Genomic DNA, 22,776 nt, shown 5'->3' on the forward strand with positions numbered 1-22,776 from the left:
TATTCGGCACCTTTGAAACATTTTTTCAGCATTAGAAAAAGGGTTACGACAAAACCATTTTTCCCGTTTGGTCGCGCGACGAGGCCACACACACTCCGCTGGTAAGCGCCTGGGCCAGGCGACCCTGGTCCGTGCCGCTATCGGCATGTAACGACCGCACTGCGGTGCTTGTTACCGCATCGCCGCGCGTTGCCCAGTTGCCAAGGCGCGCTTCATCATGGCCGGGCCATGATGAAGACTGGCTTGTCGATCCGAGCGCCTCGCGCCGCTTCGGATCGCGGGTCAGTAGTGAATGACCGTGCGGATCGACTTGCCTTCGTGCATCAGTTCGAAGGCCTCGTTGATCTCCTCCAAACCCATCGTGTGGGTTACGAATGGGGCCAGATCGATATCGCCTCTCATCGCATCCTCGACCATGCCGGGGAGCTGTGTCCGTCCCTTGACGCCACCGAAAGCGGACCCCTTCCATACGCGGCCCGTGACGAGCTGGAATGGGCGGGTGGAGATTTCCTCGCCCGCGCCGGCAACGCCAATCACGATGGACTGACCCCAGCCACGGTGCGCTGATTCAAGCGCGGCGCGCATGACGTGGACGTTGCCGATGCACTCGAAGGTATGATCGATGCCCCAGCCCGTCATCTCGATCAGCACTTGCTGGATAGGCTTGTCATGGTCCTTGGGGTTGATGCACTCGGTCGCACCGAACTGGCGTGCCAGCTCGAACTTGGACGGATTGGTGTCGATGGCGATGATGCGACCCGCCTTCGCCTGGCGCGCACCCTGAATCGCCGCGAGGCCGATGCCGCCGAGGCCGAACACAGCGACCGAGTCTCCGGGCTGGACCTTGGCGGTATTGTGAACTGCGCCTATGCCGGTCGTGACGCCGCAGCCGAGCAGGCAGACATGTTCGGGGTTTGCCTCGGGATTGATCTTGGCGAGCGAGACTTCGGCGACGACAGTATATTCACTGAAGGTTGAACAGCCCATGTAATGATAGAGGGGCTGACCATTGTACGAAAAGCGGGTGGTCCCATCGGGCATCAAGCCCTTGCCCTGCGTTTCGCGGACGGCGACGCACAGGTTGGTCTTGCCCGACAGGCAGAAGTCGCACTTGCCGCATTCGGCGGTGTAGAGCGGAATCACGTGATCGCCCGGTCCGACGCTGGTGACGCCTTCACCGACCTCGACAACGATGCCCGCGCCCTCGTGGCCCAGAACCACCGGGAAAACACCCTCCGGATCACTCCCCGCCAGCGTGTACGCGTCGGTGTGGCACACACCGGTGTGCGTCACCCGTATGAGGACTTCGCCTTTCCGGGGTGGGGCGACATCGATCTCGACGATTTCGAGTGGCTTGCCCGCCTCGAAGGCTACAGCGGCGCGAGATTTCATGTTGGGATACCCTCGTTGAGTTAAGCCGATTGCTGGTGCGAGGCCGTTGCGTCAGCGCAAATTCGTGGGGGAGCGATCGCTCACTCCCCCGGTATGCCGGTTAGACCGTAACGACGACCTTGCCGATCTGGTCGTTCGATTCGAGGAAGCGGTGAGCGTCCTGGATGGCGTCGAACGGGAAAGTGCGCGCGATCCGCGGCTTGAGCGCGCCCGATTCCAGACCCGCGACGATAAACGCCTTGGCGCGATCGAGGGCGGCATCGTCCGAGACGATCTCGCTGTAGAGATACCCCTTGAGCGTGAGGCTCTTGCCCAGCACGGAGAACAACGGGAACGGCGTCGGTTCGCCGCTGAGCGCGCCATATTCGAGCAGGATGCCGCCGCGTGCCATGCTCTCGGTCAGCGGCTCGAACGACGGGCCTCCGACCGGATCGAGCACCACGCGCGCACCCTGACCATCGGTTATCTCCATCACCCTCGCTACCAGATCCTCTTCCCCGGTCGCGACGACATGATGTGCACCGGCATCGATCAGGGCCTGGCGCTTGGCGCCGGTACGCGTCGTCGCGATTACCGTCGCGCCGACCATCCGCGCAATCTGGAAGGCAGCAAGGCCGACGCTGCTGGAGGCAGCAGTGACGATGACAAAATCGCCCTCGCCGAGTTTCGCCTGCTCCGCCAGCGCACCCCAGGCGGTGACATACTGCATCCATACGGCCGCCGCTTCCTCGAACGACAGCGCCGCCGGATGCTTGACGACGAGGCGGGCGGGCACGTTGGCGACCTCGCCATAAGTGCCCCAGCGCGCGATATCGAGCGGGGGGATGACGCTGACGGCTTCGCCTTCCGCAAACCCGGTCACGTCCGCGCCGACCGTAACGACAGTGCCGGCAGCCTCATAGCCAAGGCGGCTCGGGAACTCGGCCTCCTGAAGGTAGGCATGGTTGCGGAACATCACCTCGGCGCGGTTTATGCCTATCGTCTTCACCGCGATCTGCACTTCGTCGGCCGCGGGCGCGGGGACTGCCACATCTTCAATCCTGAGGACGCTGGCGTCGCCATATTCGTGGATACGGACGATGCGGCTCATTGGAAAATCCTTGATTATTGAATGATCGTTCTGTAAGAGAGCGGACTACCAGTTTCAAGATATTATTTATCGATCGTTCCATATCGTGCGCCAGAGATGACAGAGACGAAAGCCCGTCGCCGCGCAGGTCGCCCTCGTGTGTTCGACACTGACGCTGCGCTCGACAAGGCGGTGCGGCTGTTCTGGCAGCGCGGCTACGAGGCGACATCGATGGCCGATCTGGTGGCGGAGACTGGCGTCGCCGCCGCCAGTCTCTATGCAGCGTTTGACAACAAGGCGGGGCTGTTTGCGGCGGTAATCGAGCGCTACGCCGCGACGTTCAGCGTCCACCTCTATGCACCCATCAACGATCCGGCGTTGTCCACCTACGAGGCCGTCAAAGGCCTGCTGGAACGAGCGGCGTCATCATTCTCGGAACCTGGAACGCCGGCCGGCTGCTTCATGTATTCGGCAGCGGTAGCCGTTTCGCCGGCGTCCGCCGCCATCGAATGCCTGCTGCGCGACAAGCGTATCGCGGCGGAGGCCCTCCTGATCGAGCGTCTGCAACGCGGCGCCGTGCAGGGCGAACTTGCGGCCAACACCGATCCGGCCGTGCTAGGCAAATTCATCAATGCGGTCATGGAAGGCATGTCCGTTCAGGCGCGCGACGGCGCTACGATCAACGAACTGCTCTCCATCGTCAAAATGGCACTCGATCGATGGCCGGCCGCGATATGATCAATACATGGTGGTCATCTGCCAATCCGCCTCCCGCGACCGAACAGTCGAACTCATCTCATTGGACGAAAGCACATGAAACACGTGACATTGCTCGGCGGGGAAGTGGTTCCTTCAATGGGTCAAGGCACCTGGAAGATGGGTGAGCGTGCCGAGCGGCGATCCGATGAGATCGCTGCGCTACGCGCCGGTGTCGAGTTGGGCATGACGCTCGTCGATACCGCTGAAATGTATGGCGATGGTGCGGCGGAAACGCTGATCTGCGAAGCGCTCGGCGATCGTCGCGACCAGTTGTTCCTCGTCAGCAAGGCGTATCCACAGAACGCATCGCGCTTCCGCCTTGCCGGTGCGTGCGAGGCGAGCCTGAAGCGGCTCGGCACCGATCGGCTCGACCTCTACCTGCTCCACTGGCGGGGATCAGTGCCGCTCGCTGAGACGATAGAGGCAATGGAGGCGCTGAAATCGGCAGGAAAGATTCGGCATTGGGGTGTCAGCAACCTCGATACCGACGATATGGACGAGCTTGTCGCTGCCGGCGGGGATGGCTGCGTGACCGATCAGATCCTATACAATCTCGTCCGTCGAGGCCCTGAGTTGGACCTGTTGCCGTGGCTCGCACACCACAAAGTGCCGGTGATGGCGTATAGTCCCGTCGAGCAGGGACGCCTCACAAGCCATCCCGCCCTCGACAAAGTAGCGGCCCAGGTTGGCGGAACCCCTGCGCAGGTTGCACTCGCCTGGACGTTGCGCCACGATGGCCTTATCGCCATCCCGAAAGCGAGTTCGATTGCACATGTGCGGGAGAACCGCGCTGCCGCAGATATCGTCCTCTCCGACGCCGACCTTGCGACACTCGATGCGGCATTTCCCCGGCCAGCGGGCCGTCGCCCACTCGAAATGCTGTAGCGTCAGATGGCGACATCGTCTTTCAAAGCAACCGAACGCAAATCGGACCGCCTTGAGGCATTCATGGACGCGGTGCTGGCAATTGCCATCACCCTCCCGGTGACCGAACTACACGCACCAGAGCCGACTGACGGCGACCTGGCAGCGGCATACCTAAAGCTGGCACCGGAATATGCCGCTTACGCCCTCAGCGTGATCCTGATCGGTTTTTACTGGGCTTCCAGCCACTTCACCGGCAAGCTTCTGCAAAAAACCGATCATGGCTACAATCTGCTCAGCATCGGCTTTCTTGCCGCTGTCAGCATCACGCCATTTCCTGCGCGGCCGCTCATCGAGCATCTCGGCGGTGACGCGGAAAGCAAGACCGCCGTTTTGGCCTATCTGGGCGTGGCAGCGGCGCCGGCGACGTGGTGGTTCGTGCGTTGGGTCTATGCAACCGCGAGGGGGCTTCCAGACCAGCGCCTGACAGACGCCTACCTCAGGCGAACAACCCTCAAATTCGCCGTCACCGCCGGAGCCTATTGGGCAGCCTTTGCCCTGGCAATCTGGAATTGGCGTGCTGGACTGATCGTCGCGGGGATCGTTACGTTGAGCTATATCTTTCCGCCAGCAAAGCCCAGCTACAAGCCAGGCCAAGAACCGGAGAATGGCTGAGACCGGCTATAGACCCGGCAAGGCGGATGCTCACATCGGCTAATCAATCCAGGATCTTATCGATCGTGATCGGCAGGGACCGCACCCGCTTACCGGTCGCGTGATAGATCGCGTTAGCAATCGCGGCAGCGGTGCCGACGATGCCGATCTCGCCAAGGCCTTTGACCCCGAGCGGGGTTACTTCGGAATCGGGTTCATCGACGAAGATCACTTCGATATCGTGAATGTCGGCGTGCACGGGCACATGGTATTCGCCGAAGTTGTGGTTCATCCAGCGACCTAGCCGGTGATCGGAAAAGGTCTCCTCGTGAAGCGCCATGCCGATACCCATCACCACGCCGCCGAGGATCTGGCTGCGCGCGGTTTTCGGGTTGATGATGCGGCCAGCGGCGACCGCATCGACGATGCGGGTGACACGCACCACACCCAGTTCCTCGTCGACCTTTACTTCCGCGAAGATGGCGCTGTGGGTGTTCTTGGACTTGTGCAGACCCTTCCACATGTCGCCGAACCCGGGCGCAGCGGTTGCTTCCTCTTCGATGGCCGTCAGGTCAGCGGCACGCATCGCATCTCCGAACGGCACCCGGACGGTCGGCGTGTCCTTCAGAACCATGCAGCCGTCCTCAAACAGCACGTCGTCTATCTTCGCTCCGCTCAGCGGTTCACCGGCGATCTTGCCGGCCGCCTTCAGGAGCTTCTTGCCGACCGCCTGGCATGCGAGCTGCACCGCCGCACCGGTCGATGCCGCCCCCCACGATCCACCTTCGACCGGGGCGGTCGGCAGGTCTGAGTCGCCCAGCTTGGCGGTGATCTGCTCGGGCGGCAGGCCGAGCGTCTCTGCGGCGACCAAGGTCATCACCGTGTAGCTGCCGGTGCCGATGTCCGACGTCGCGCACGCTACTTCCAAATGTCCGTTGGCCGTGAGCTTCGCGCTCGCAGACGTCTTGGAGAATTGCGCGTCCCACATGCCGGTCGCGCAACCCCAGCCGACCAGCTCCTTGCCATCGCGCATCGACCGCGGCTCGGCCGAGCGCTCGCTCCATCCGAACGCCTCGGCCCCTTCGCGAAACGCCTCGCGTAGCGCCTTGCTGGTGTACGGCGTGCCATTCATCGCATCGATGGGTGAGTAATTGATGAGCCGGAACTCGAGCGGATCGACCTTGGCCTCATAGGCCATCTCGTCGATCGCCATCTCGAACAGCGTCATGCCGGTTGCCGCCCCCGGCGCGCGCATGTCTGCTGATGTCGGTGTGTCGATCTGAGCGACGGTGTATTCAGCGTCGGCGTTCGGGCAGTCGTAGTTCATCAGCCCCCAAGTGACGACGTTCTCCATATTGTCTTCGTAGCGCGAGGTGGAGGTGGTCGCCTCGTTGCGGATCGCGGTGAGCTTACCGGTCGTCTCCGCGCCCAGCGCGATGCTCTGGATCGCCTGGGGGCGATAGGCGTGGCTGAACATCTGATTGCGGGTCATCGTGACCCGCACCGAGCGTTCCAGCATCTTGGCGGCGAGCACCGCCAGGAACACCTGATGCTGAGGCCGCAGGCCCGAGCCGAAGGCGCCGCCGACATAGGGGTTGAGCACGCGTACCTTCTTTTTCGAAAAGCCGAAGACGCTGGCAAGGTAGGCATGCACCCCCTGCGAACCTTGGGTCTTATCCCACACGGTGATGCCGCCGTCGCCGTGCCATTCGACGGTGGAGCCGAACATCTCCATGGGATTATGGTGTTCCGGCGCGAGCCGGTAGTCGCCGGCCACCTTCAGCGGAGCGTCCGCGAACGCCTGCGCCGCGTCCCCGCGATTTTTCGGCGCCATGTAGCCGCTGCGCTTCTTCTTCGGCACGTACTTATCGCCGACCGCGACCTCGAAGTCGGTATTGTGCGCCTCCGCCTCGTAGGCGACCTCGACCACGCTGGCTGCGTAGCGCGCTGCCTCGAACGTCTCGGCCATTACCAGCGCGATGGGCTGCTGGCTGAACTGGATGCGATCATCGTAAAGCGGACGAAACGGCGAGCCCGGAATCTTCATCTCGTCCTGGTAGCTGTGGTCTGTCCAGGCGACGTGCGGCCGGTTGAGGTGGGTGATAACCTCGACGACGCCGGGCACAGCGCGCGCGGCTTCCTCATCGATGCTGACAATCCGCCCCTTTGCGATCGCGGCCTCGACGATGTAGCCGTACAGCAGGTTCTCCACCGGATGCTCGGCGGCGTAGCGCGCCGTGCCGGTGACCTTTTCAACCCCGTCGACGCGGTTGATCGCGCTTCCAATCCCGATTTTCGCTGCGGTAGCCATGATGTCTGTTCCTTAAGCGACGCGCTTGTCGGTCTGCGATTGCGGGGTGGCCTCAGCGGCCTGCTTCAGCGCACGGATGATCCCCTTGCGGGCGAGCAGGATCTTGAAGTCGTTCTCGCCCTGACCGGCCGCGCCGGCGAGAAGGACGTCGGCGAAGGCGCCGAACGCCTGCGGCGACGGCTGCTGGCCCTTCAGCAGCTTCTCGGCTTCCGTGCTGCGCCATGGCTTGTGCGCGACGCCGCCGAGCGCCACCCGCGCCTCCGCGATCGTGCCGCCTTCGACCCGCATCGCGACGGCTACCGACACCAGCGCAAAGGCGTAGGACAGACGATCGCGCAGCTTCAGGTAGGTGTAGTTCTGCGTGAAGTCCTCGGCCGGCAGGTCGATGCCCGTCACCAATTCGCCGGGCTTCAGCGTGTTGTCGCGCCACGGCTCGTCGCCGGGTAGCCGATGATAATCGGCGATCGGGATAGCGCGGTCGCCGGCCGGGCCGGTCACCTGGACGGTTGCGTCGAGGACCGCCAGCGCCACGCACATGTCCGACGGGTGCGTGGCGATACACTGGTCGCTCGCGCCCAGGATGGCGTGGATGCGATTGACTCCGCCAATCGCGCCGCAGCCCGAGCCCGGTTCGCGCTTGTTACAGGGTGTGGCGACGTCGTAGAAATAATAGCAGCGCGTGCGCTGGTTGAGGTTGCCGCCGTTGGTCGCGGCATTGCGCAGCTGGGGGCTGGCGCCGGCGAGGATCGCCGAGGACAGCAAGGGATACCGCTGCTCGACCCGCGCGTCCCACGCAGTGTTGGAGTTCGGCACGAGCGCGCCCAGCCGCAGTCCACCGCCGTCCAGCTCCTCGATCGCGTCCAGCGGCAGGCGGTTGATGTCGATCACCGTCGTCGGTTGATCGACGTTCTCTTTCATCAGGTCGATCAGGTTCGTGCCGCCCGCCAGATAGCGGACCTGCTCTCCGCCGCCTGCCTGCACCGCTTCGGCGACGCTGGTCGGGCGGGCATAGTCGAAGCGGTTCATGCCTTTTCTCCGATCACGTCGAGCACCGCATCGACGATGTTCGTATAGGCGCCGCACCGGCACAGGTTGCCGCTCATCAGCTCGCGGACCTCCTCGCGGGTTTTGGCCTTGCCCTCGTTGATGAGGCCCTGCGCCGAACAGATCTGGCCAGGGGTGCAATAGCCGCACTGGAACGCGTCGTGGTCGCAGAAGGCGGATTGCAGCGGATGGAGGTCGCCCGGCTGGCCTAGCCCCTCGATCGTCGTGATGTCCGCCCCGTCCAGCGTCACCGCCAGCTTGAGGCACGAGTTGATGCGGCGCCCGTCGATCAGCACGGTGCACGCGCCGCACTGGCCGTGGTCGCAGCCCTTCTTTGTACCGATCAGGTCTTCGCCTTCCCGCAGCAGATCGAGCAACGTCGTCCAGGGCTCGATCGCGCGGGTGCGCGTCTCACCGTTGATCGTCAGCGTGGTCGGCACCGTGCCGATCGGCACGGCAGCGTATGTGGCAGTATTGACGGCTGTCGGCATGATCGGCGCCTTCATGTTTTGCGTTAGGCCGGGATGGCGGTGATGTCGGCGGTGTTTTCCTCGGCAACCCCGTTCGCGCGGTGGCGAAAGGCGGACAGCGCACGATACACCTGCAACCGCGCCCGCATCACCGATCCGAGCGGCCGATGCGCGGCCAGGCTATGAGCGGGCCGAAAGGTCATCACCTCGTCGAAGTAGCGCACGCGCGCCGGGCTATAGGCTTCCTGCGCAGGAATGCGGATCGTGGCGACAGTGCGGTACTGACTGTCCTGCGATGGCCACTCGACCGAGGCGTCCTCGATCGGCTGCGTCTCCGCGTTCGCCCAGAGCTGCACCTTAAGTTCAAACACCGCCTCATGGTCACGAAAATAATCGGTCGCGGCATGGCGGAAGCCGTTCTCGTCCTGATGCGGATCAAGTTTCCACTCGCCGAGCGCGTCCTGTGCCTGCGACGCCGGCACGGCTCCGAGCTTAGCGACGTAGTCGCCGTAGCGCACCGGTGCCTGGCTGAAATAGTCGTCGCCGATCGGATGGCTAAACGGATGGCCGAAGAAATCCGCCTTGGCGTAAGCGGTGTCGAACAGGGCCAGCGCCTTGTTGAAGTTGCGCGCCATCGACGATACCGCGCTCTTGACGCCCTCCGGCATGGGCGTGGCCGCGCCGATCTTCTTTGCGTCGCTGAGGAAGCCGCTCGCCGTACCGGATGGAAAGGTGCGCCCCGTGGCAAGGACAAAATCCTGGGTCGGCGCGTCATGCCCGGGGAGCTTCTCGCCCTCGACGCCGAACACCTTGATCGCCATACCGCGGTGTGTCGACACGCGATCTCCCAGCGTCTCGCCTGGGCCCTGTGCAAAGCGGATCGCGACGTCGTAGCTGCCCGGCTCAGCGAACAACCCCTGTGCCAGTTCGGGCGGAAGGTCGTCGGCAATCGTCAGCGTGCCGACAACGCAGGCCGAGCTCTTGGCATGGCTGGCGCGCACGGCATGCTGCTCACGCTTCTCGACCACCTCGCTCTGCTGCGTCATCCCCTGGATGATGCCGTCGATCGTCGCCTGCTCATCTGGTTCGAGCGTCTCGATGTCGTCGCGGTAGCGCAGGTAGGACATGGCGATCCTCAACGGGTAGGAGCGAACGAGAACAGCTCGGTGCGGATCGACGGCGGGGCACCCGGCGTGAACCACTGCGTGTCCTGAATGTGGCTCGCGGTGACGTAGATCGTCCCGTCGGGACCTTCGGCGAAGGTGTCCGGCCAGCGTAGCCGCTTATCCGTCAAGACGATCTCTGTCCCCGACCCGGCGAGCCGCCTGATCGAGTAATCGGTCGGCGAGGTGATGTAGAGCGTCCCAGCCTTGCTCATCCACAGCCCATCCGCAACGGCGGTGGTGGCAACGGTCTGCACTGCACCACTGCGCTCTCGCTCGCTGACGTCGGGGCGCAGCTTTTCGGTTGCGATCGAATAGAGCGTCTTTCCGGTCAGCGCCTGCCAGTAGAGCGTCTTCCCGTCATTCGAGATCGCTATGCCGTCGGACGCGAACGCAGGCTGCCGCCCATCGGGGCGGACAAGCGGCTTGCCCTCGATGGCGACGGTGACGCTCTTGTCGATTTGGGTCGACGGATGGCCATCAAGCGCTCGGAAGCTCTTTCCGCCGTTCAAGTCGACGACGATGATTGCGCCGCGCGTGCCGCTGTCGGTGATGTACCCGGTCCGGCCATCGGGCGAGAACCGGATATCGTTGAGGTAGGTGCCCTGCAACGCAACGTCGCCCGGCACCGCGATGACCTTGGTCACCTTGTTGGTCTTCAGGTCTATACGGACGAGCTTCGGTGCGCCCTCCAGGATCTTCTCGTTGCCGGGCGCGCCAGGATCGAGCACCCAGAGATTGCCGTGGCCGTCGGGAACGATCGACTGGACGCACACGAAGTGATCGCCGACCGGCATTTCGTTCGCCTTAGCGTTGCGCCAGCTGTTCCACTTGACGTCGGGATAAGGCCGGAGCGATCCATTGGGCATCACCTCGGCAACGGAGATCGGTGCGTCGTCGGTCCAGCGTGGAAAGTTGACGAAGCGGCGGCCGTCGGCAGTGACGGCGACGCCGGTGACTTGGTGGTCGAAGCGCGCCACCTGCGCCAGCACAGCGCTGCGGCTCACCTGCGCGTAGGCAGCTCCCGCTAGCGCTATCGTGAGGGCACCGAGCCCGATCAGAACACCGCTTTTCCGCATCAGTCCGCTCCCGTTCACCGGACGCAACGCGCGGCGGTCCGCTCGTCAACGAACGTGACCCATAAATAGACCCAGAAAACCCAAAAAAATAAAGAGGGCTAGGCAGAATGCCCATCGCACGGGCGTCCTGCATCTGTTGCTGAAGCCAATTGCACGATTGTTCGGCCCGATATGACGTGCTGGCGATTATGTACCTCAAGACTCAAGCTAGTCCTTGGGCGGTGCAATGATCCCTTCGCAAAGGAACCTACTTCATGCCGAACGCGAACCCACCCGATGGCGCTAGGGTCAGGACCCATTGATGTGAGCGTTGCGATCTGATTCAGGCTCCGCGAGGAGACCGGGATGAGCGACCTGTTTTGGCTAACGGACGAGCAGATCGAGCGGCTGCGGCCGTTCTTTCCCAAGAGGCACGGCAAGCCGCGGGTCGATGACCGGCGGGTGCTGAGCGGCATCGTGTTCGTCAACCGCAACGGGCTGCGCTGGCGCGATGCGCCCAGCGCCTATGGTCCTCACAAGACGCTGTACAACCGCTGGAAGCGTTGGGGCGAGGCGGGCGTGTTCACGCGAATGATGGAGGGTCTGGCTGCGGTCGGTGCCGAGCCGAAGACGGTCATGATCGACGCGACGTATCTCAAGGCGCACCGCACGGCTTCGAGCCTGCGGGTTAAAAAGGGGATCTCGGCCGCCTGATCGGCCGCACCAAAGGTGGCATGAACACCAAGCTCCATGCCGTCGCCGACGCGAACGGCCGCCCCTTGAGCTTCTTCATGACCGCCGGGCAGGTCAGCGACTACACCGGCGCGGCAGCACTGCTGGACGACCTGCCAAAAGCGCAGTGGCTGCTCGGCGACCGCGGCTACGACGCCGATTGGTTCAGGGACGCTCTCCAGGCCAAGGGCATCCAGCCCTGCATCCCGGGCCGGCGATCACGCAACGAGCCGGTCAGATACGACAAGCGCGGCTACCGGCGCCGCAGCCGCATCGAGACCATGTTCGGCCGCCTCAAGGACTGGCGGCGTATTGCCACCCGCTACGATCGCTGCCCCACGGCCTTCTTCGCCGCCGTCGCCCTCGCTGCCACCGTCATCTTCTGGCTGTGATCAACGAGTCCTGACCCTAAATCGTTCACCCTTTGTTCCGTGCTCAAGGTGAGTCGGGCTGGTTCGCTTCAGGTGAAGGAGCGGACCAAGTTGAAACTGACGCTTGAAGGAGTGAGTGATGCGTACTCTGTTCTATCGAACAATGCTTGGCTCCGCGCTGTTGCTCTGCACAGTGGCGGCGAGCGCCCAAGATCAGGGCGGGCGCTCACAAGAGGAAAGCACGAAAGCCTTCCTTGCCCACAAACGCGACGTCCAACAGCGTCGGTCGGGCAAGCTGGGCGACCTGGCCGACTTCGGACAGGTGAACGCAATCGTGAAAGCGGCCCGGCTCACGCCACCCTCGCCACGGTTCGTCACCGACGACGCCGCCTGTTCGGCGTTGAACGACGCTTTCCTCGTCGACGTGGCGCAGACGCTTTCAATCTATGGGCTTCACGCGGGCGATCTGCGACGGTCGGCTGAGGCGTCCACCGCATTCGTTCAAGCCGCGGCGGCACATATCAGGGGTGGTGCCACGGTTGGGCAGGAAGCGCTGCTCGCCGACACCGTGGTGATCGGTCATGTCTCGGGAACCGACGAAGCCGAGCAGCTCGACGATGGTGCGTCGTCCTCTGTGTCGGTGGTTGTCGACCAGGTGCTGAAGGGCAAGGCCAAGGTGGGCGACACGCTCAAGCTTCGGCGGACGAGCGGTAAGCTGCCCGATGGGCGGCGGCTCTCGGCAAGTGACGAGGATCCGTTGGCGAACGGTGCGCCGGTTGCCCTGCTCGCGTCGCGCTCGCGCTACGAGAAGGAGCTTGCTCCTCAGGGTGGAAGCGCGCGGTGCCCCAGCTGTGTCGTCGAGGTCGTGCCCGTCTTTCTGGTGAACGGACAGTCGCTGGTTCCGACCGGCGGATATCCGACCGCCGCCACCCTCGACGCCCTCACCGCTGCCACGAAGTAAGGAGTAGGAAAAATGATCAGGAAATCTGCGCTGCTCGCCTGCGTGCTTGCCCTCGCCAACGCCGCACCGGCGTTCGCCGGGCCGATCCCGCAACCCTATTACTTCCCGAACGGGTCGCGGGGTGTGAAGATCAACTATGCGCTTCCGGCCGCCTGCGACGCCAACACCAAGGCCGCGGTCGACACGATCAACGCCGCAGGGCGCTCGTTCCAGCTCACCGGAACGACGCAGAACTACACGTCGACTTACTACTCGGCGACCGAGGACCCGGATTTCATCAACATCCAGGACGGCTCCAGCATGTCGGCGATCATGCGGACCATCATTTACGGCTATTCCGGGCCAGCACCTGCGCAGGCGATCGACGCGACCGTGTACGTCAATACCGACCGCATCTACTACGACACGGGCGACACGGCGCAATCGACCGATTTGATCTGCGGTTCGTCGATCACGTCGAGCAACATCGGCCAGCATATCGACTGGCAGTCCGCGATGACGCATGAGATGGGTCACGTGAAAGGGATGGACCACCGCACCGATGGTTCGACAGGGCCATGCTTGATGACGACCTATCTCAACCCTGGGCAGATCAAGCGGAGCCTATGCTCTGACGAGCGGGCGCTGCTGGTCGGGTTCTATGGCTGACCGAGGCAAGGCCTCGACCGGGGCGGGATGGCTTTTAGCCTTCATCGCCCTGGCAGGGTGCGACCGCGGCTCCGAGAAGGAGCCGCGGCCCACCGAGCTCTCCGGCCCCGTCGGAACCGAGTATTCGATCCACCCCCGCAATGTGGCCGGCGACCGCCTACTGATCGCCGGCTGCTGCACGTTCGACGTGGGACAGGCGCGAATCACTAAGTTGGAGGGCGACGTTGACGGCCGCATGGTCGAGGGGGAGGGTTATCGGGTGGAGATTTCATTCGGGAACGGCCTGGCTCGCCGGCCCCTTTCCGCGGCCGCGCCCTCGACGCTCAACATCGATGGGGTGACTCTCCGGAAGTTCAGGCCAGCAAGCCCCGGACAGAAAGAGCCCGATCTCCTCTACGCCGCTATCGTCCCTCTCGATGCAGAGGCGCAACGTCGTCGTGTTCGGAGCCCGGGCCTTGAAGTCAGGGCTTGGTGCGCCACCACCGCGAGCTGCCAGGCCGCAGCTCGGTTGATTGACGGGATCAGATTCTGACCATTCCCGTCAGTGGCGCTAAGCGTGAGCGCGGCGCGCTGATTGCGAGCAGCCGCGGAAGATGGCGAGCACATTATCGAGAAGCGTGAGCAGGTGCGCGCTCTGACTGTCAGCTAATCCGAGCAGAATGGTGATCCGTTTGCGAGCAGGAGCCCATCCGATTGCGAGCGGCTACACGTACCCGTCCGGGCACTCCGATCGCAGGTCCGCATCGGGCGCAAGCAGCAGACGGTTGTCGCGGTTCGCGACCAGAGCGAGCGCCTTCGCACGGAGGCGAAGATGCGCGCGCTCGCCTTCAACGATGCGCTGACAGGTCTCCCCAATCGAGCCAGTTTCATGGACCTTCTCACCCGCAGGGTGATCTCTCGACGCAGCGACGACACGGCTTTCGCCGTGATGATGATCGATCTCGACCGCTTCAAGCATGTCAACGATACGTCAGGTCACGCGGTTGGCGATCTCCTCCTGTGCAAGGTCGCGGAGCGGCTCAGGGCGGAAATACGTGAGGGAGACGTCATAGCGAGGCTGGGCGGCGATGAGTTCGCCATTCTCCTTGCCACCTCGGTGACCGAGGAAGCCGACCTGCTCGCGCGACGCATTGTGGAGCGCGTGGGCGATCAGCCTTTCCTGCTCGACAACCAGATCATCTATATCGGCGCGAGCATCGGCATCGCCTTCTCTCCGACCGATGGCACCGATCCGACGGGGCTGTTGCGAAACGCGGACCTGGCGCTCTACGCCGCCAAACTGGACGGCAAGGGGCGCCATCGCCGCTACGATGCCGCTTTGAACGCTGCCAGCGTCGAGCGCCGGCTGCTGGAGGAAGGACTTCGTCACGCTATCGAGAACGACGAACTCGAGCTCTACTATCAGCCACTGCTCGACACGCGGAGCGGCCGGATCGGATCGGCTGAGGCGCTGCTGCGCTGGAACCATCCCGAGCGTGGACTGATCCCGCCCGCCGATTTCATCAGCCTGGCCGAAGACACCGGGCTGATCCTCGATTTGGGCAGATGGGTGATCCGGACCGCCTGCCAGGAAGCGACCTCCTGGCCTGACAACATCAGCGTCGCCGTCAACCTGTCCCCTGTCCAGTTTAGCGATCCCGGGCTTGCCGCCACCATCGAGGCGGCGCTGAAATCGAGCGGGCTGCGTTCCAGCCGCCTCGAGCTGGAGATCACCGAGGGTGTCCTGCTGAGCGACGAAGAACAGACGATCGCGACACTTACCGCGTTGAAGACCCAAGGGCTGCTTATCTCAATGGACGACTTCGGAACCGGATACTCGTCGCTCAGCTACTTGAGCCGGTTTCCGTTCGACAAGATCAAGATCGACCAGTCGTTCGTTCGCCAGATACCGGGCAATAAGCAATGTACCGCGATCGTCCACGCCATCATCACGATGGGTAAGTGTCTGGATATGGCGATAACGGTGGAAGGTGTGGAGACGGAAGAACAGCATGCCTTCGCCGTTGCGCAAGGCTGTGACGCTGTTCAGGGCTACAATGTCAGTAAACCGCTTCAAAGGACAGACTTCGCCGCATTTATCGCGGAATGGACGCCCTATTGCCGCCTGCGTACTGCAGCCTAAGCCGAGCGATGCCACTCCGACGATGCCTTACCGGCCCACGTTCATTGATCTCCTGGTTTATGATGCATCGCACTACGCAGGACTTCGCATCTAACGCAACTCGACTTGGAGCGGACATCCGGTTTAGCGCCTCGTTAACCTAAGGCACCCTATCGAGTTCTCGCGGCGAGAAGGGCGCAACAGATGTTCGACGACTTCTTCTGTCTGACCCATCAGCATAACAAGTGGCTGGTCGCGCTCGCGGCCCTGGTCTGCATCGCGGCGACCGGCAGCGTCGTGTTCCTTCTGCGCAATCTCGGCGCCGCGCCGACGCGCGAGCGGTTCCGCTGGCTGCTCGGCGCGGCCTTTGCGTCGGGCACGGGTATCTGGGCGACCCACTTCATTGCGATGCTTGGCTACGATCCCGGCATCGTGGTCGGCTACCTGCCGGGACGTACCCTGGCGTCGCTGGCCATCGCCATCATCATGACATGGGCCGGGCTGCGGACCTGCGTTCTCAGGCACGACCACATCGGCTATGTCGTTGGCGCGGCGATGGTCGGCTCGGGTATCTCGGCCATGCACTATCTGGGCATGAGCGCCGTCCTGTTTCCGGGCACCTTCCGCTTCTCGTCCGTCCTGGTCGTCGCCTCGGTCTTCCTCGCGGTGCTGCCGGTCGCCCCGGCGCTGTACCTCGCCATCGCTCGCCGCGGCGCCGCCACGGGAACTGCCGCTGCCGCCTTGTTGACGCTGGCGATCCTGCTGCTGCATTTTACCGGCGTGGCCGCGATCAGCGCCGTGATCCCCGGGTCTGCGGCCGGCACGGGCGGGATCGTGCTGGTGCCCGACCTCATGGCGCCGCTCATCGCTGTTGCGGCGCTGGCGGTCCTGGTCGTGACGGTCGGCGCCGCCAAGGCTCGCGCCGTGCTCGCCTTGCGGGCGCGCGGGACAACGGATGCGGGTTGGGCGGCGCTGGTCCGCTCCAGCCTCGTTGCCGAGTTCGACCTCGACGGCACCGTCCGCTGGGCGAACGAACGCTTCCTCGATACGCTGGGCTACCGGCTGGACGAAATTGCAGGGCTCCCCGACCGCTCGCACGAAACAAGTGGCACCGCATCGAGATCGAGCGATCCGGCGTTGTGGGCAAAGCTCGCTGCTGGCGAGCACCAGACGGGTGAGTACCGGCGCATCGCGAAGGACGGCCGTGTCGTCTGGCTGCAATCGACCTACACCCCGGTGCTCGATGAGAAGGGGCGGCCGATCCGGGTTCTGGAGGTCGCAACGGATGTGACCGTGAGCAAGCTGGGGGCTGCCGGTTCTGCGGCGAGGCCGGCGGCTCTTGACCGCAGCCAGGCGGTGATCGAGTTCGCGGTCGACGGTACCATCCTCGAAATCAACGACGTCTTCCTTCGGCTGACGGGCTATGCGCGCGACGAGGTGGTCGGGCGGCACCACCGGATGTTCTGCGACCCCGCTTACGCCGGCACAGCCGACTATGCCGCCTTCTGGGCGAAGCTCGGCCGCGGCGAGTTCGATGTCGGGACCTACCGCCGCGTCGGCCGGGATGGCCGCGAGCTATGGCTTCGCGCCACCTACAATCCGGTGCTCGACCCGGATGGTCGCCCGGTGCGGATCGTGAAGTTCGCGTCCGACATGACGGAAAGCCGACAGCGCAATGCCGAGTTCGAAGCGCTCACGCTGGCGATGCGGCGCTCGGCCCTGACGATCGAGCTTGCCCCTGACGGCATCATCCTCGCGACCAGTAACGGCTATCTCAAGGCACTGGGCTATGCACCGGAGGATGTCGCGGGCGAGCATCACCGGATTCTGTGTCCGCCCGAACTCGCCTCGAGTGCCGTCTATGCGGCAGCCTGGGAGACACTTGGCCGCGGCGAGCATATGACGGGCATCTTCAAGCGGCGCGACCGTGAGGGCCGCGACCTGTGGTTCCAGGCAACCTACAACCCGGTTCTCGATCCGGACGGCCGGGTCGTGAAGATCGTCGGCTTCGCCACCGACGTGACGGACGCGAAGCTGCGCAGCGCCGAGTTCGAGGCGCGATCAAAGGCGATGGACCGCAGCCAGGCGGTCGTCGAGCTTGGGCTCGACGGGACGATCCTGGAGGCCAACCAGAACTTCCTCAACGCCCTGGGCTATAGCCGGGCCGAGGTCATCGGCCGTCACCATCGCCTCCTGTGCGACCCTGACTATGCCCGCTCGCCAGACTATGCCGCGTTCTGGCGCAAGCTTGCTGGCGGTGCCTTCGACGCGGGACTATACCGCCGGGTCGGCAAGGACGGCCGCGACGTGTGGCTGCAGGCCACCTACAATCCCATCCTCGATCCGGACGGACGGCCACTGAAGATCGTCAAGTTCGCGACCGACATCACCGAGGCGCGCGAACGCGATGCGGAGTTGGCCGGCCGCGATGCGGCCGTCGATCGCAGCCAGGCCGTGATCGAGTTCGATCTGAACGGGCTGATCCTGTCCGCCAACCGGAACGCGCAGACCATGCTGGGTTATGGCAGCGAGGCGCTCGTGGGCCAGCACCACCGTATGTTGTGCGACGCTGCCCAGGCGCGCTCGACCGATTACACGAGGCTTTGGGAGCGGCTGTCGCGGGGTGAGTTTGATGCGGGACGGTATCGCGGGATCGGGCATGACGGCCGCGAGATCTGGATCCAGGCCTCCTACAACCCGATCCTCGATGCCGACGGCCGACCGAAAAAGGTCGTCAAGATCGCCGCCCACATCACGCGCCAGGTGCTGCTGGAGCGGGAAGCCGAGCACCGCCTTGCTGAAAGCGAGGCGCTGCAGCGATCGCTCGACCTGCGCCGACAGGCGCTGCAGGACACGGTGGCCGAACTGGACACGATCGTAACCGCGATCGGCGGCATCGCCGCACAAACCAACCTGCTCGGCCTCAACGCAACCATCGAGGCGGCGCGGGCGGGCGCGGCAGGCCGGGGCTTCACGGTGGTGGCGTCGGAGGTCAAGAAGCTGGCCAACGACACGCGCGCGGCGACGGAGCGTGCGACGGCCATGATCGGCGCGCGGCGCGCCAGCAATGACGGCTAGTAAGATAATGGCGAGTAGAACGAGATGATGAGGCCCGATGATAGCAGGCGCTCCCATGAGGCGATCCGCGCCGCTGCCTACGCACTTCGCGACTGCGTCAGGGCTGGACCTCCGCTTACCGACCTCGGCCGGCTACGAATGAACCTGGCCAATGCGGTACGGGAGCATCTGCCTACACAGCAGGGCTGGAACAAGGAGGCCCGAGGCTATTTCGCCGACCAGATGCCGACTTACGAGCGGATCATGGAAGAGGATCGTGAGCTTCGGCTGCGCTACTCCGACCACATACGGCGTTGGAGCAGCAACGCGATAGCTTCGAACGTCCCAGCCTATGCTGCGGACGTCGCAACACTGGTAGAGCGCCTCGACCGCTACCTGCGGTCGCTTGAGCACGAGCTCTATAAGCCGATGCACCAGGCAGGGATCGAGGCGTGATCGGTGATCAGTTGCCCCTGTAGGTGGAGTAGCCGAAGGGGCTGACCACGACCGGCACATGGTAGTGCGCGGCAGGGTCGGTGACGCGGAACACGGGATCGATCTCGGGGAAGAATGGCGCCGCCTTCGCATCCGGGTAGCCCGCCATGTCGAACTGCAGCTTGTAGATGCCCGGCGCGAACTTCGACGGCTACCTACCCGACGCCGATCTCTCGGTCGAGACCGGGCAAACCTGTAGTCCTGCATGACGATCTGGCATCTTGCATGACCGCGAGCAGCTATCGAAACCGGCGTTTATCACCTACCGTCCTGCAAGGCAGGGTCGCCGGTCCTGCGAAACCGATGGTGGGGGTGCTGTTGCGACCTGTGTCAGCTGCGATCTGTGTTCCGGTCCGTGACGAGGAGACTGCGTTACCGAAGTTGCTGGAGGCGATCGGGCGACTTGACTTGGGCGACGTCGAGGCTGCCGTGTTCTTCCTCCTTGATAATTGCTCGGATGCGAGCGAGCAGGTGATACGCGAGCATGCTGGTCGCATGGCCCTTCCGTTCACGGTGGCTCAGGGAGACCCGTTCCCTGATGCCAATGCCGGTCGTGCACGCCGGGCCGCCATCGCCCTCGGCCTGCATCATGCGACGAGCACGCCACACGGTATTCTCCTGACGACCGACGCTGACAGCCAGCCCCGTGCCGATTGGGTCAGGGCGGCACTGCAGGGCCTGGCCTCGGCCGACCTTGTCGCCGGGCGAATCGTCCGGATCGCAGCGGAGCGGGATCCGGTGCAGGGGAGGGTCGAGCGCTACCTCGATCGGCTTCACGCCTACCGACGATCGGTCGACCCCGTTCCGTGGGACAGTCCGACCGGCTCCCACTGCTCAGGAGGCGCCAACATGGCCTTCCGACCCGGAGCCTATCAGGAGCTGGGCGGCTTCCAGCCGGTGCCATGCGGCGAGGACGCCGCCCTGCTCGACGATGCCGGGCGCGCCGGGTTGCGCGTGCGCCGCGATCCCGGCATGGTGGTTGCGACCTCCTCACGGCGGCTCGGCCGGGCGCCGGGCGGCATGGCCGCTGCGCTCAGTGCCATCGACCATCATGGGGCACCCTCAATGCCGCATCCGCGAGGGGCGGCATGGCAATACCGACAGCAGGCGGAGGCGCGCCGCATCTGGGCCGGGCTCCCCGATTCCTTTATCGCAGCTCGCTTCGGCGACCGTATCGGATTGACCGGTGACCATGTGATCGGCGTCGCGCGCGACTGCCCCAACGCAGAGGCGTTCGCCATGCGTGTCGTGCCGGCACTGCCCGATATACCCGACGTCACCCTCGCTGAGGCCGAGCAGGCCCTGGCTTTGCTCGAGCGCCAGCTTTGCGAGCAGGCGGCATGACGACGGTCGGGGCTCTGCGCCATGCGATCGTCGCGGCGGGCTGGGCGACCGACCCCGTCGGCGATCCGGCGACTCCCGAGGCATATCTGGAACTGCTCCGCCCTCTTTACGCCGCGGGACGCCGGGATCTCCCCGTCGGTCGCCTGCTGGAGGGGCATGTCGATGCGGTGCAGATCGTGTTTCGATACGGTACGTCGTCCCAGGTCGCTGCGTTGCGGGCGCGGATCGCTGCGGGAGCGATGCTGGGTGTGTGGAATGCGGGCCTGCCGGGTGAGCCGCTGGTGCTTACCGGCGGACGGCTGACCGGCGGCAAGGGCTATGCATCGGGGGCGGGGATACTGACTCACGCGCTGGTAACCGCGGATAGCGAACGCGGGCCGCAGCTGCTCCTGCTCGACCTGGATGCCGATCCGCCTGCCATCGATCGGGAGTGGTGGCAGACGATCGGCATGCAGCGGTCGGAGACACATCTGGTACGCTGGTCCCGCGCCGCGATCGGTGAAGATGACCCGATCGGCGAGCCCGGCAGCTACGCGCGGGAGCCGTTCTTCAGCGGAGGCGCGCTGCGCTTCGCCGCGGTTCATGCCGGCGGTATCGCGGGTCTGCTGGACGCGGTGCGTGACCACCTGACCACCCACGAGCGCGCTTCCGATCCGTTCCAGGCATCACGGCTCGCCGACCTGTTCCTGCTTGCCCAGGGTGCAGCGGCGAGCATCCGCGACACGGCGGGCGCCTGGTTCAGCGGGACGGATGCGGAACGCCTCGCCCGGGTGTCCGCTGCGCGGCTATCGATCGCCGGTTTTGCCGAGCGCGCCCTGACGATCGCGCAGGAGGCGGTGGGGCTGCAGGGGTTGTTCCTGTCGCATCCGCTGGCGGCAAAGATCGCCGATCTCATGGTGTACCTGCGCCAGCCTGCGCCCGACGCGCATCGCCTTCGCGTCGGCCAGGCTGTCGCCGAGCACATCCTCGACCCCATCCTGTGAGGATCGCGCTGCGAAACGTGCGTGTCGCGCTGGTGATCGCCCCGCACCCGGATGACGAGGTCATCGGCGCGGCCGGCCTCATTGCGCGGCTTCGCCGCCATGGAGCTCGGGTCCGGGTTGCGGTCGTGACCGATGGTGCCGCATCTCACCGGGGCAGCCGAAAATGGCCGAGGACGCGACTGGTCGCGGCTCGCCAGCGTGAGAGCCTTCATGCGCTACGTCGTCTCGGCATCGTTGCTGGCGACGTCTCGTTCCTCAATTTGCCTGATGGCCAGTTGCCCTCGATCCCGTGGCGCTGTTATCGCGCGCTGCGCCGCCAGGTCGCACGATGCCGGGATCTCGATCTCATCGTCGGACCGGCCTGCGATGACGACCATCCCGATCACCGCGCCGTAGCCGCGGCCGTCGCCCGATGCCCGGGTGGCGCCGGTCGGCTGACCTACCGCGTGTGGCCGCCTCGCCCGGACAGGTCCGGACCGGCATGGCGCATCGCTGTGCCCGGGGGAGTTTCGGTGAAACGGTCCCTGATCCGCGTCTACCGGACGCAGCTCGGCGCCGTTTCCGATGACCCAGCAGGCTTCACGATCGCGAGACACGAGCTTGCGGCCTTTGCTCGTCCGGTCGAGCGCTACCGGCCGGGTTCGAAGTGACGAGCCCGATCGATCTTGCCGGGTTCGCCGCCAAGTTCGCCGGCGACGACGATCCCTGGCGCACCCTCACCGCCCGTGACGAGGCGGTGAAGCGTGCCGCGATCCTGCACGCGATAGGTCACCGACCGGTCGGACGGGTGCTGGAGCTGGCCAGCGGCAACGGATCCAACAGTGCCGCGATCGCGAGGATGGCGTTGCGCCTCGATGCGACCGAGGGCACGAGGGAGGGGGTCGACCTGACGGCACGCGCCGTCGCCGCCTGGCCTCGTGCGTGCGCATCGCTGCTCGTGCTCCCCGGTCGACCGCCAGGTCTCGTCTATGACGTGATCGTGATCGCCGAGATCTTGTATTACCTCTCAGCGCGAGAGATGGCCCGGGTTGCGCGTGAGATGGCCGCTCGCCTGCGCCCAGGCGGCATCATCGTGCTCGCGCACCACAGGATTGATTTCTACGATTTCGTCCAGCATGCGGCAGGGATCCACGCCCGGTTCCTCGCAGAGACCGGGCGTTGTTGGACGGTTCGCACCGCGCGCCGCACCGGCCGCTGGGTCGTTACCGCGGCCCGCGCCGATGGTATGACCCGATCCCGTTGAACGCGAGCGAGGCAGCACGTCCCACGTCCGTGCGATATGAGGCTTGCCGTTAAGTGG

At 64.6% G+C, this 22,776-nt stretch carries 20 protein-coding genes and 1 pseudogene; 13 read left to right on the forward strand and 8 right to left on the reverse strand.

Annotated features, from left to right (window positions below):
- Positions 1–282: 282 nt before the first annotated feature.
- Both ACI2JO_RS18875 and ACI2JO_RS18880 read right to left on the reverse strand, forming a co-directional pair.
- The gene (locus ACI2JO_RS18875; protein ID WP_043061438.1) at positions 283–1,392 is read right to left on the reverse strand and encodes an S-(hydroxymethyl)glutathione dehydrogenase/class III alcohol dehydrogenase; all 1,110 of its coding nucleotides are present in this window, start codon (positions 1,390–1,392) and stop codon (positions 283–285) included.
- Positions 1,393–1,492: 100 nt separating this feature from the next.
- Positions 1,493–2,482 (reverse strand): zinc-dependent alcohol dehydrogenase family protein, encoded by a 990-nt coding sequence (locus ACI2JO_RS18880; RefSeq protein WP_404722146.1) that lies wholly within the window; start codon positions 2,480–2,482, stop codon positions 1,493–1,495.
- 138 nt (positions 2,483–2,620) lie between these two features.
- Here ACI2JO_RS18880 and ACI2JO_RS18885 point away from each other — a divergent pair, with 138 nt between their 5' ends.
- From ACI2JO_RS18885 to ACI2JO_RS18895, 3 genes are all read left to right on the forward strand, one after another.
- A complete protein-coding gene (locus ACI2JO_RS18885; RefSeq protein WP_404722147.1) occupies positions 2,621–3,199 on the forward strand; it encodes a TetR/AcrR family transcriptional regulator in 579 nt (192 codons plus the stop codon).
- Between the two features lie 75 nt (positions 3,200–3,274).
- Complete coding sequence (locus ACI2JO_RS18890; protein ID WP_404722148.1) at positions 3,275–4,105, forward strand: aldo/keto reductase; 831 nt, start codon at positions 3,275–3,277, stop codon at positions 4,103–4,105.
- 6 nt (positions 4,106–4,111) lie between these two features.
- Entirely contained in the window at positions 4,112–4,759 is a 648-nt protein-coding gene (locus ACI2JO_RS18895; RefSeq protein ID WP_404722149.1) for a TMEM175 family protein, read from the forward strand.
- Between the two features lie 43 nt (positions 4,760–4,802).
- Here ACI2JO_RS18895 and ACI2JO_RS18900 read toward each other — a convergent pair whose 3' ends face one another.
- From ACI2JO_RS18900 to ACI2JO_RS18920, 5 genes are read right to left on the reverse strand one after another with little or no spacing between them, the layout of a single operon-like run.
- On the reverse strand, positions 4,803–7,049 hold the full coding sequence (locus tag ACI2JO_RS18900; RefSeq protein WP_404722150.1) for a xanthine dehydrogenase family protein molybdopterin-binding subunit: 2,247 nt from the start codon (positions 7,047–7,049) through the stop codon (positions 4,803–4,805).
- Positions 7,050–7,061: 12 nt separating this feature from the next.
- Positions 7,062–8,075, reverse strand: coding sequence for an FAD binding domain-containing protein (locus tag ACI2JO_RS18905; RefSeq protein WP_404722151.1), 1,014 nt, complete (start codon positions 8,073–8,075; stop codon positions 7,062–7,064).
- Positions 8,072–8,584, reverse strand: coding sequence for a (2Fe-2S)-binding protein (locus ACI2JO_RS18910; RefSeq protein WP_404722152.1), 513 nt, complete (start codon positions 8,582–8,584; stop codon positions 8,072–8,074). Before ACI2JO_RS18910 ends, ACI2JO_RS18905 begins: the two co-directional genes overlap by 4 nt.
- 23 nt (positions 8,585–8,607) lie before the next feature.
- Positions 8,608–9,690 carry a catalase family protein gene (locus ACI2JO_RS18915; RefSeq protein WP_404722153.1) on the reverse strand — a complete coding sequence of 361 codons (1,083 nt, stop codon included), beginning with the start codon at positions 9,688–9,690 and terminating at the stop codon, positions 8,608–8,610.
- Positions 9,691–9,698: 8 nt separating this feature from the next.
- Positions 9,699–10,733, reverse strand: coding sequence for an L-dopachrome tautomerase-related protein (locus ACI2JO_RS18920; protein ID WP_404722154.1), 1,035 nt, complete (start codon positions 10,731–10,733; stop codon positions 9,699–9,701).
- 417 nt (positions 10,734–11,150) lie between these two features.
- On the opposite strand from ACI2JO_RS18920, the gene ACI2JO_RS18925 reads away from it, so the two are divergent.
- The 6 genes from ACI2JO_RS18925 to ACI2JO_RS18950 all read left to right on the forward strand — a co-directional run bounded on the left by ACI2JO_RS18925 (position 11,151) and on the right by ACI2JO_RS18950 (position 19,110).
- Positions 11,151–11,908 (forward strand): IS5 family transposase gene (locus ACI2JO_RS18925; protein WP_404722155.1). Its coding sequence is split into 2 segments (ribosomal slippage): positions 11,151–11,484 and positions 11,484–11,908, totalling 759 coding nucleotides; the frame shifts between segments, so codons are not numbered across the junction.
- Positions 11,909–12,050: 142 nt separating this feature from the next.
- Positions 12,051–12,848, forward strand: coding sequence for a hypothetical protein (locus ACI2JO_RS18930; RefSeq protein ID WP_404722156.1), 798 nt, complete (start codon positions 12,051–12,053; stop codon positions 12,846–12,848).
- A 12-nt stretch (positions 12,849–12,860) separates the two neighbouring features.
- Entirely contained in the window at positions 12,861–13,496 is a 636-nt protein-coding gene (locus ACI2JO_RS18935; protein WP_404722157.1) for a hypothetical protein, read from the forward strand.
- A gap of 811 nt (positions 13,497–14,307) precedes the next feature.
- On the forward strand, positions 14,308–15,618 hold the full coding sequence (locus ACI2JO_RS18940; RefSeq protein ID WP_404722158.1) for a putative bifunctional diguanylate cyclase/phosphodiesterase: 1,311 nt from the start codon (positions 14,308–14,310) through the stop codon (positions 15,616–15,618).
- A gap of 183 nt (positions 15,619–15,801) precedes the next feature.
- The gene (locus ACI2JO_RS18945; protein WP_404722159.1) at positions 15,802–18,675 is read left to right on the forward strand and encodes a PAS domain S-box protein; all 2,874 of its coding nucleotides are present in this window, start codon (positions 15,802–15,804) and stop codon (positions 18,673–18,675) included.
- Positions 18,676–18,813: 138 nt separating this feature from the next.
- Entirely contained in the window at positions 18,814–19,110 is a 297-nt protein-coding gene (locus ACI2JO_RS18950) for a hypothetical protein (RefSeq protein WP_082442131.1), read from the forward strand.
- A 7-nt stretch (positions 19,111–19,117) separates the two neighbouring features.
- Here ACI2JO_RS18950 and ACI2JO_RS18955 read toward each other — a convergent pair.
- Positions 19,118–19,282: pseudogene (locus tag ACI2JO_RS18955) on the reverse strand (hydroxyisourate hydrolase); the annotation flags it as partial.
- Between the two features lie 170 nt (positions 19,283–19,452).
- On the opposite strand from ACI2JO_RS18955, the gene ACI2JO_RS18960 reads away from it, so the two are divergent.
- The 4 genes from ACI2JO_RS18960 to ACI2JO_RS18975 are packed head-to-tail and all read left to right on the forward strand — an operon-like array spanning position 19,453 to position 22,719.
- On the forward strand, positions 19,453–20,493 hold the full coding sequence (locus tag ACI2JO_RS18960; protein WP_404722173.1) for a glycosyltransferase: 1,041 nt from the start codon (positions 19,453–19,455) through the stop codon (positions 20,491–20,493).
- The gene (locus ACI2JO_RS18965) at positions 20,490–21,476 is read left to right on the forward strand and encodes an acyl-CoA dehydrogenase (protein WP_404722160.1); all 987 of its coding nucleotides are present in this window, start codon (positions 20,490–20,492) and stop codon (positions 21,474–21,476) included. Before ACI2JO_RS18960 ends, ACI2JO_RS18965 begins: the two co-directional genes overlap by 4 nt.
- Positions 21,473–22,126 (forward strand): PIG-L deacetylase family protein, encoded by a 654-nt coding sequence (locus tag ACI2JO_RS18970; RefSeq protein WP_404722161.1) that lies wholly within the window; start codon positions 21,473–21,475, stop codon positions 22,124–22,126. The genes ACI2JO_RS18965 and ACI2JO_RS18970 overlap by 4 nt, the downstream gene beginning before the upstream one ends.
- Entirely contained in the window at positions 22,123–22,719 is a 597-nt protein-coding gene (locus tag ACI2JO_RS18975; protein WP_145147052.1) for a class I SAM-dependent methyltransferase, read from the forward strand. Before ACI2JO_RS18970 ends, ACI2JO_RS18975 begins: the two co-directional genes overlap by 4 nt.
- The last annotated feature ends 57 nt before the right edge of the window (positions 22,720–22,776 follow it).

Source organism: Sphingomonas sp. NPDC079357 (genome assembly GCF_044901155.1).
Classification (GTDB): Bacteria; Pseudomonadota; Alphaproteobacteria; order Sphingomonadales; family Sphingomonadaceae; genus Sphingomonas.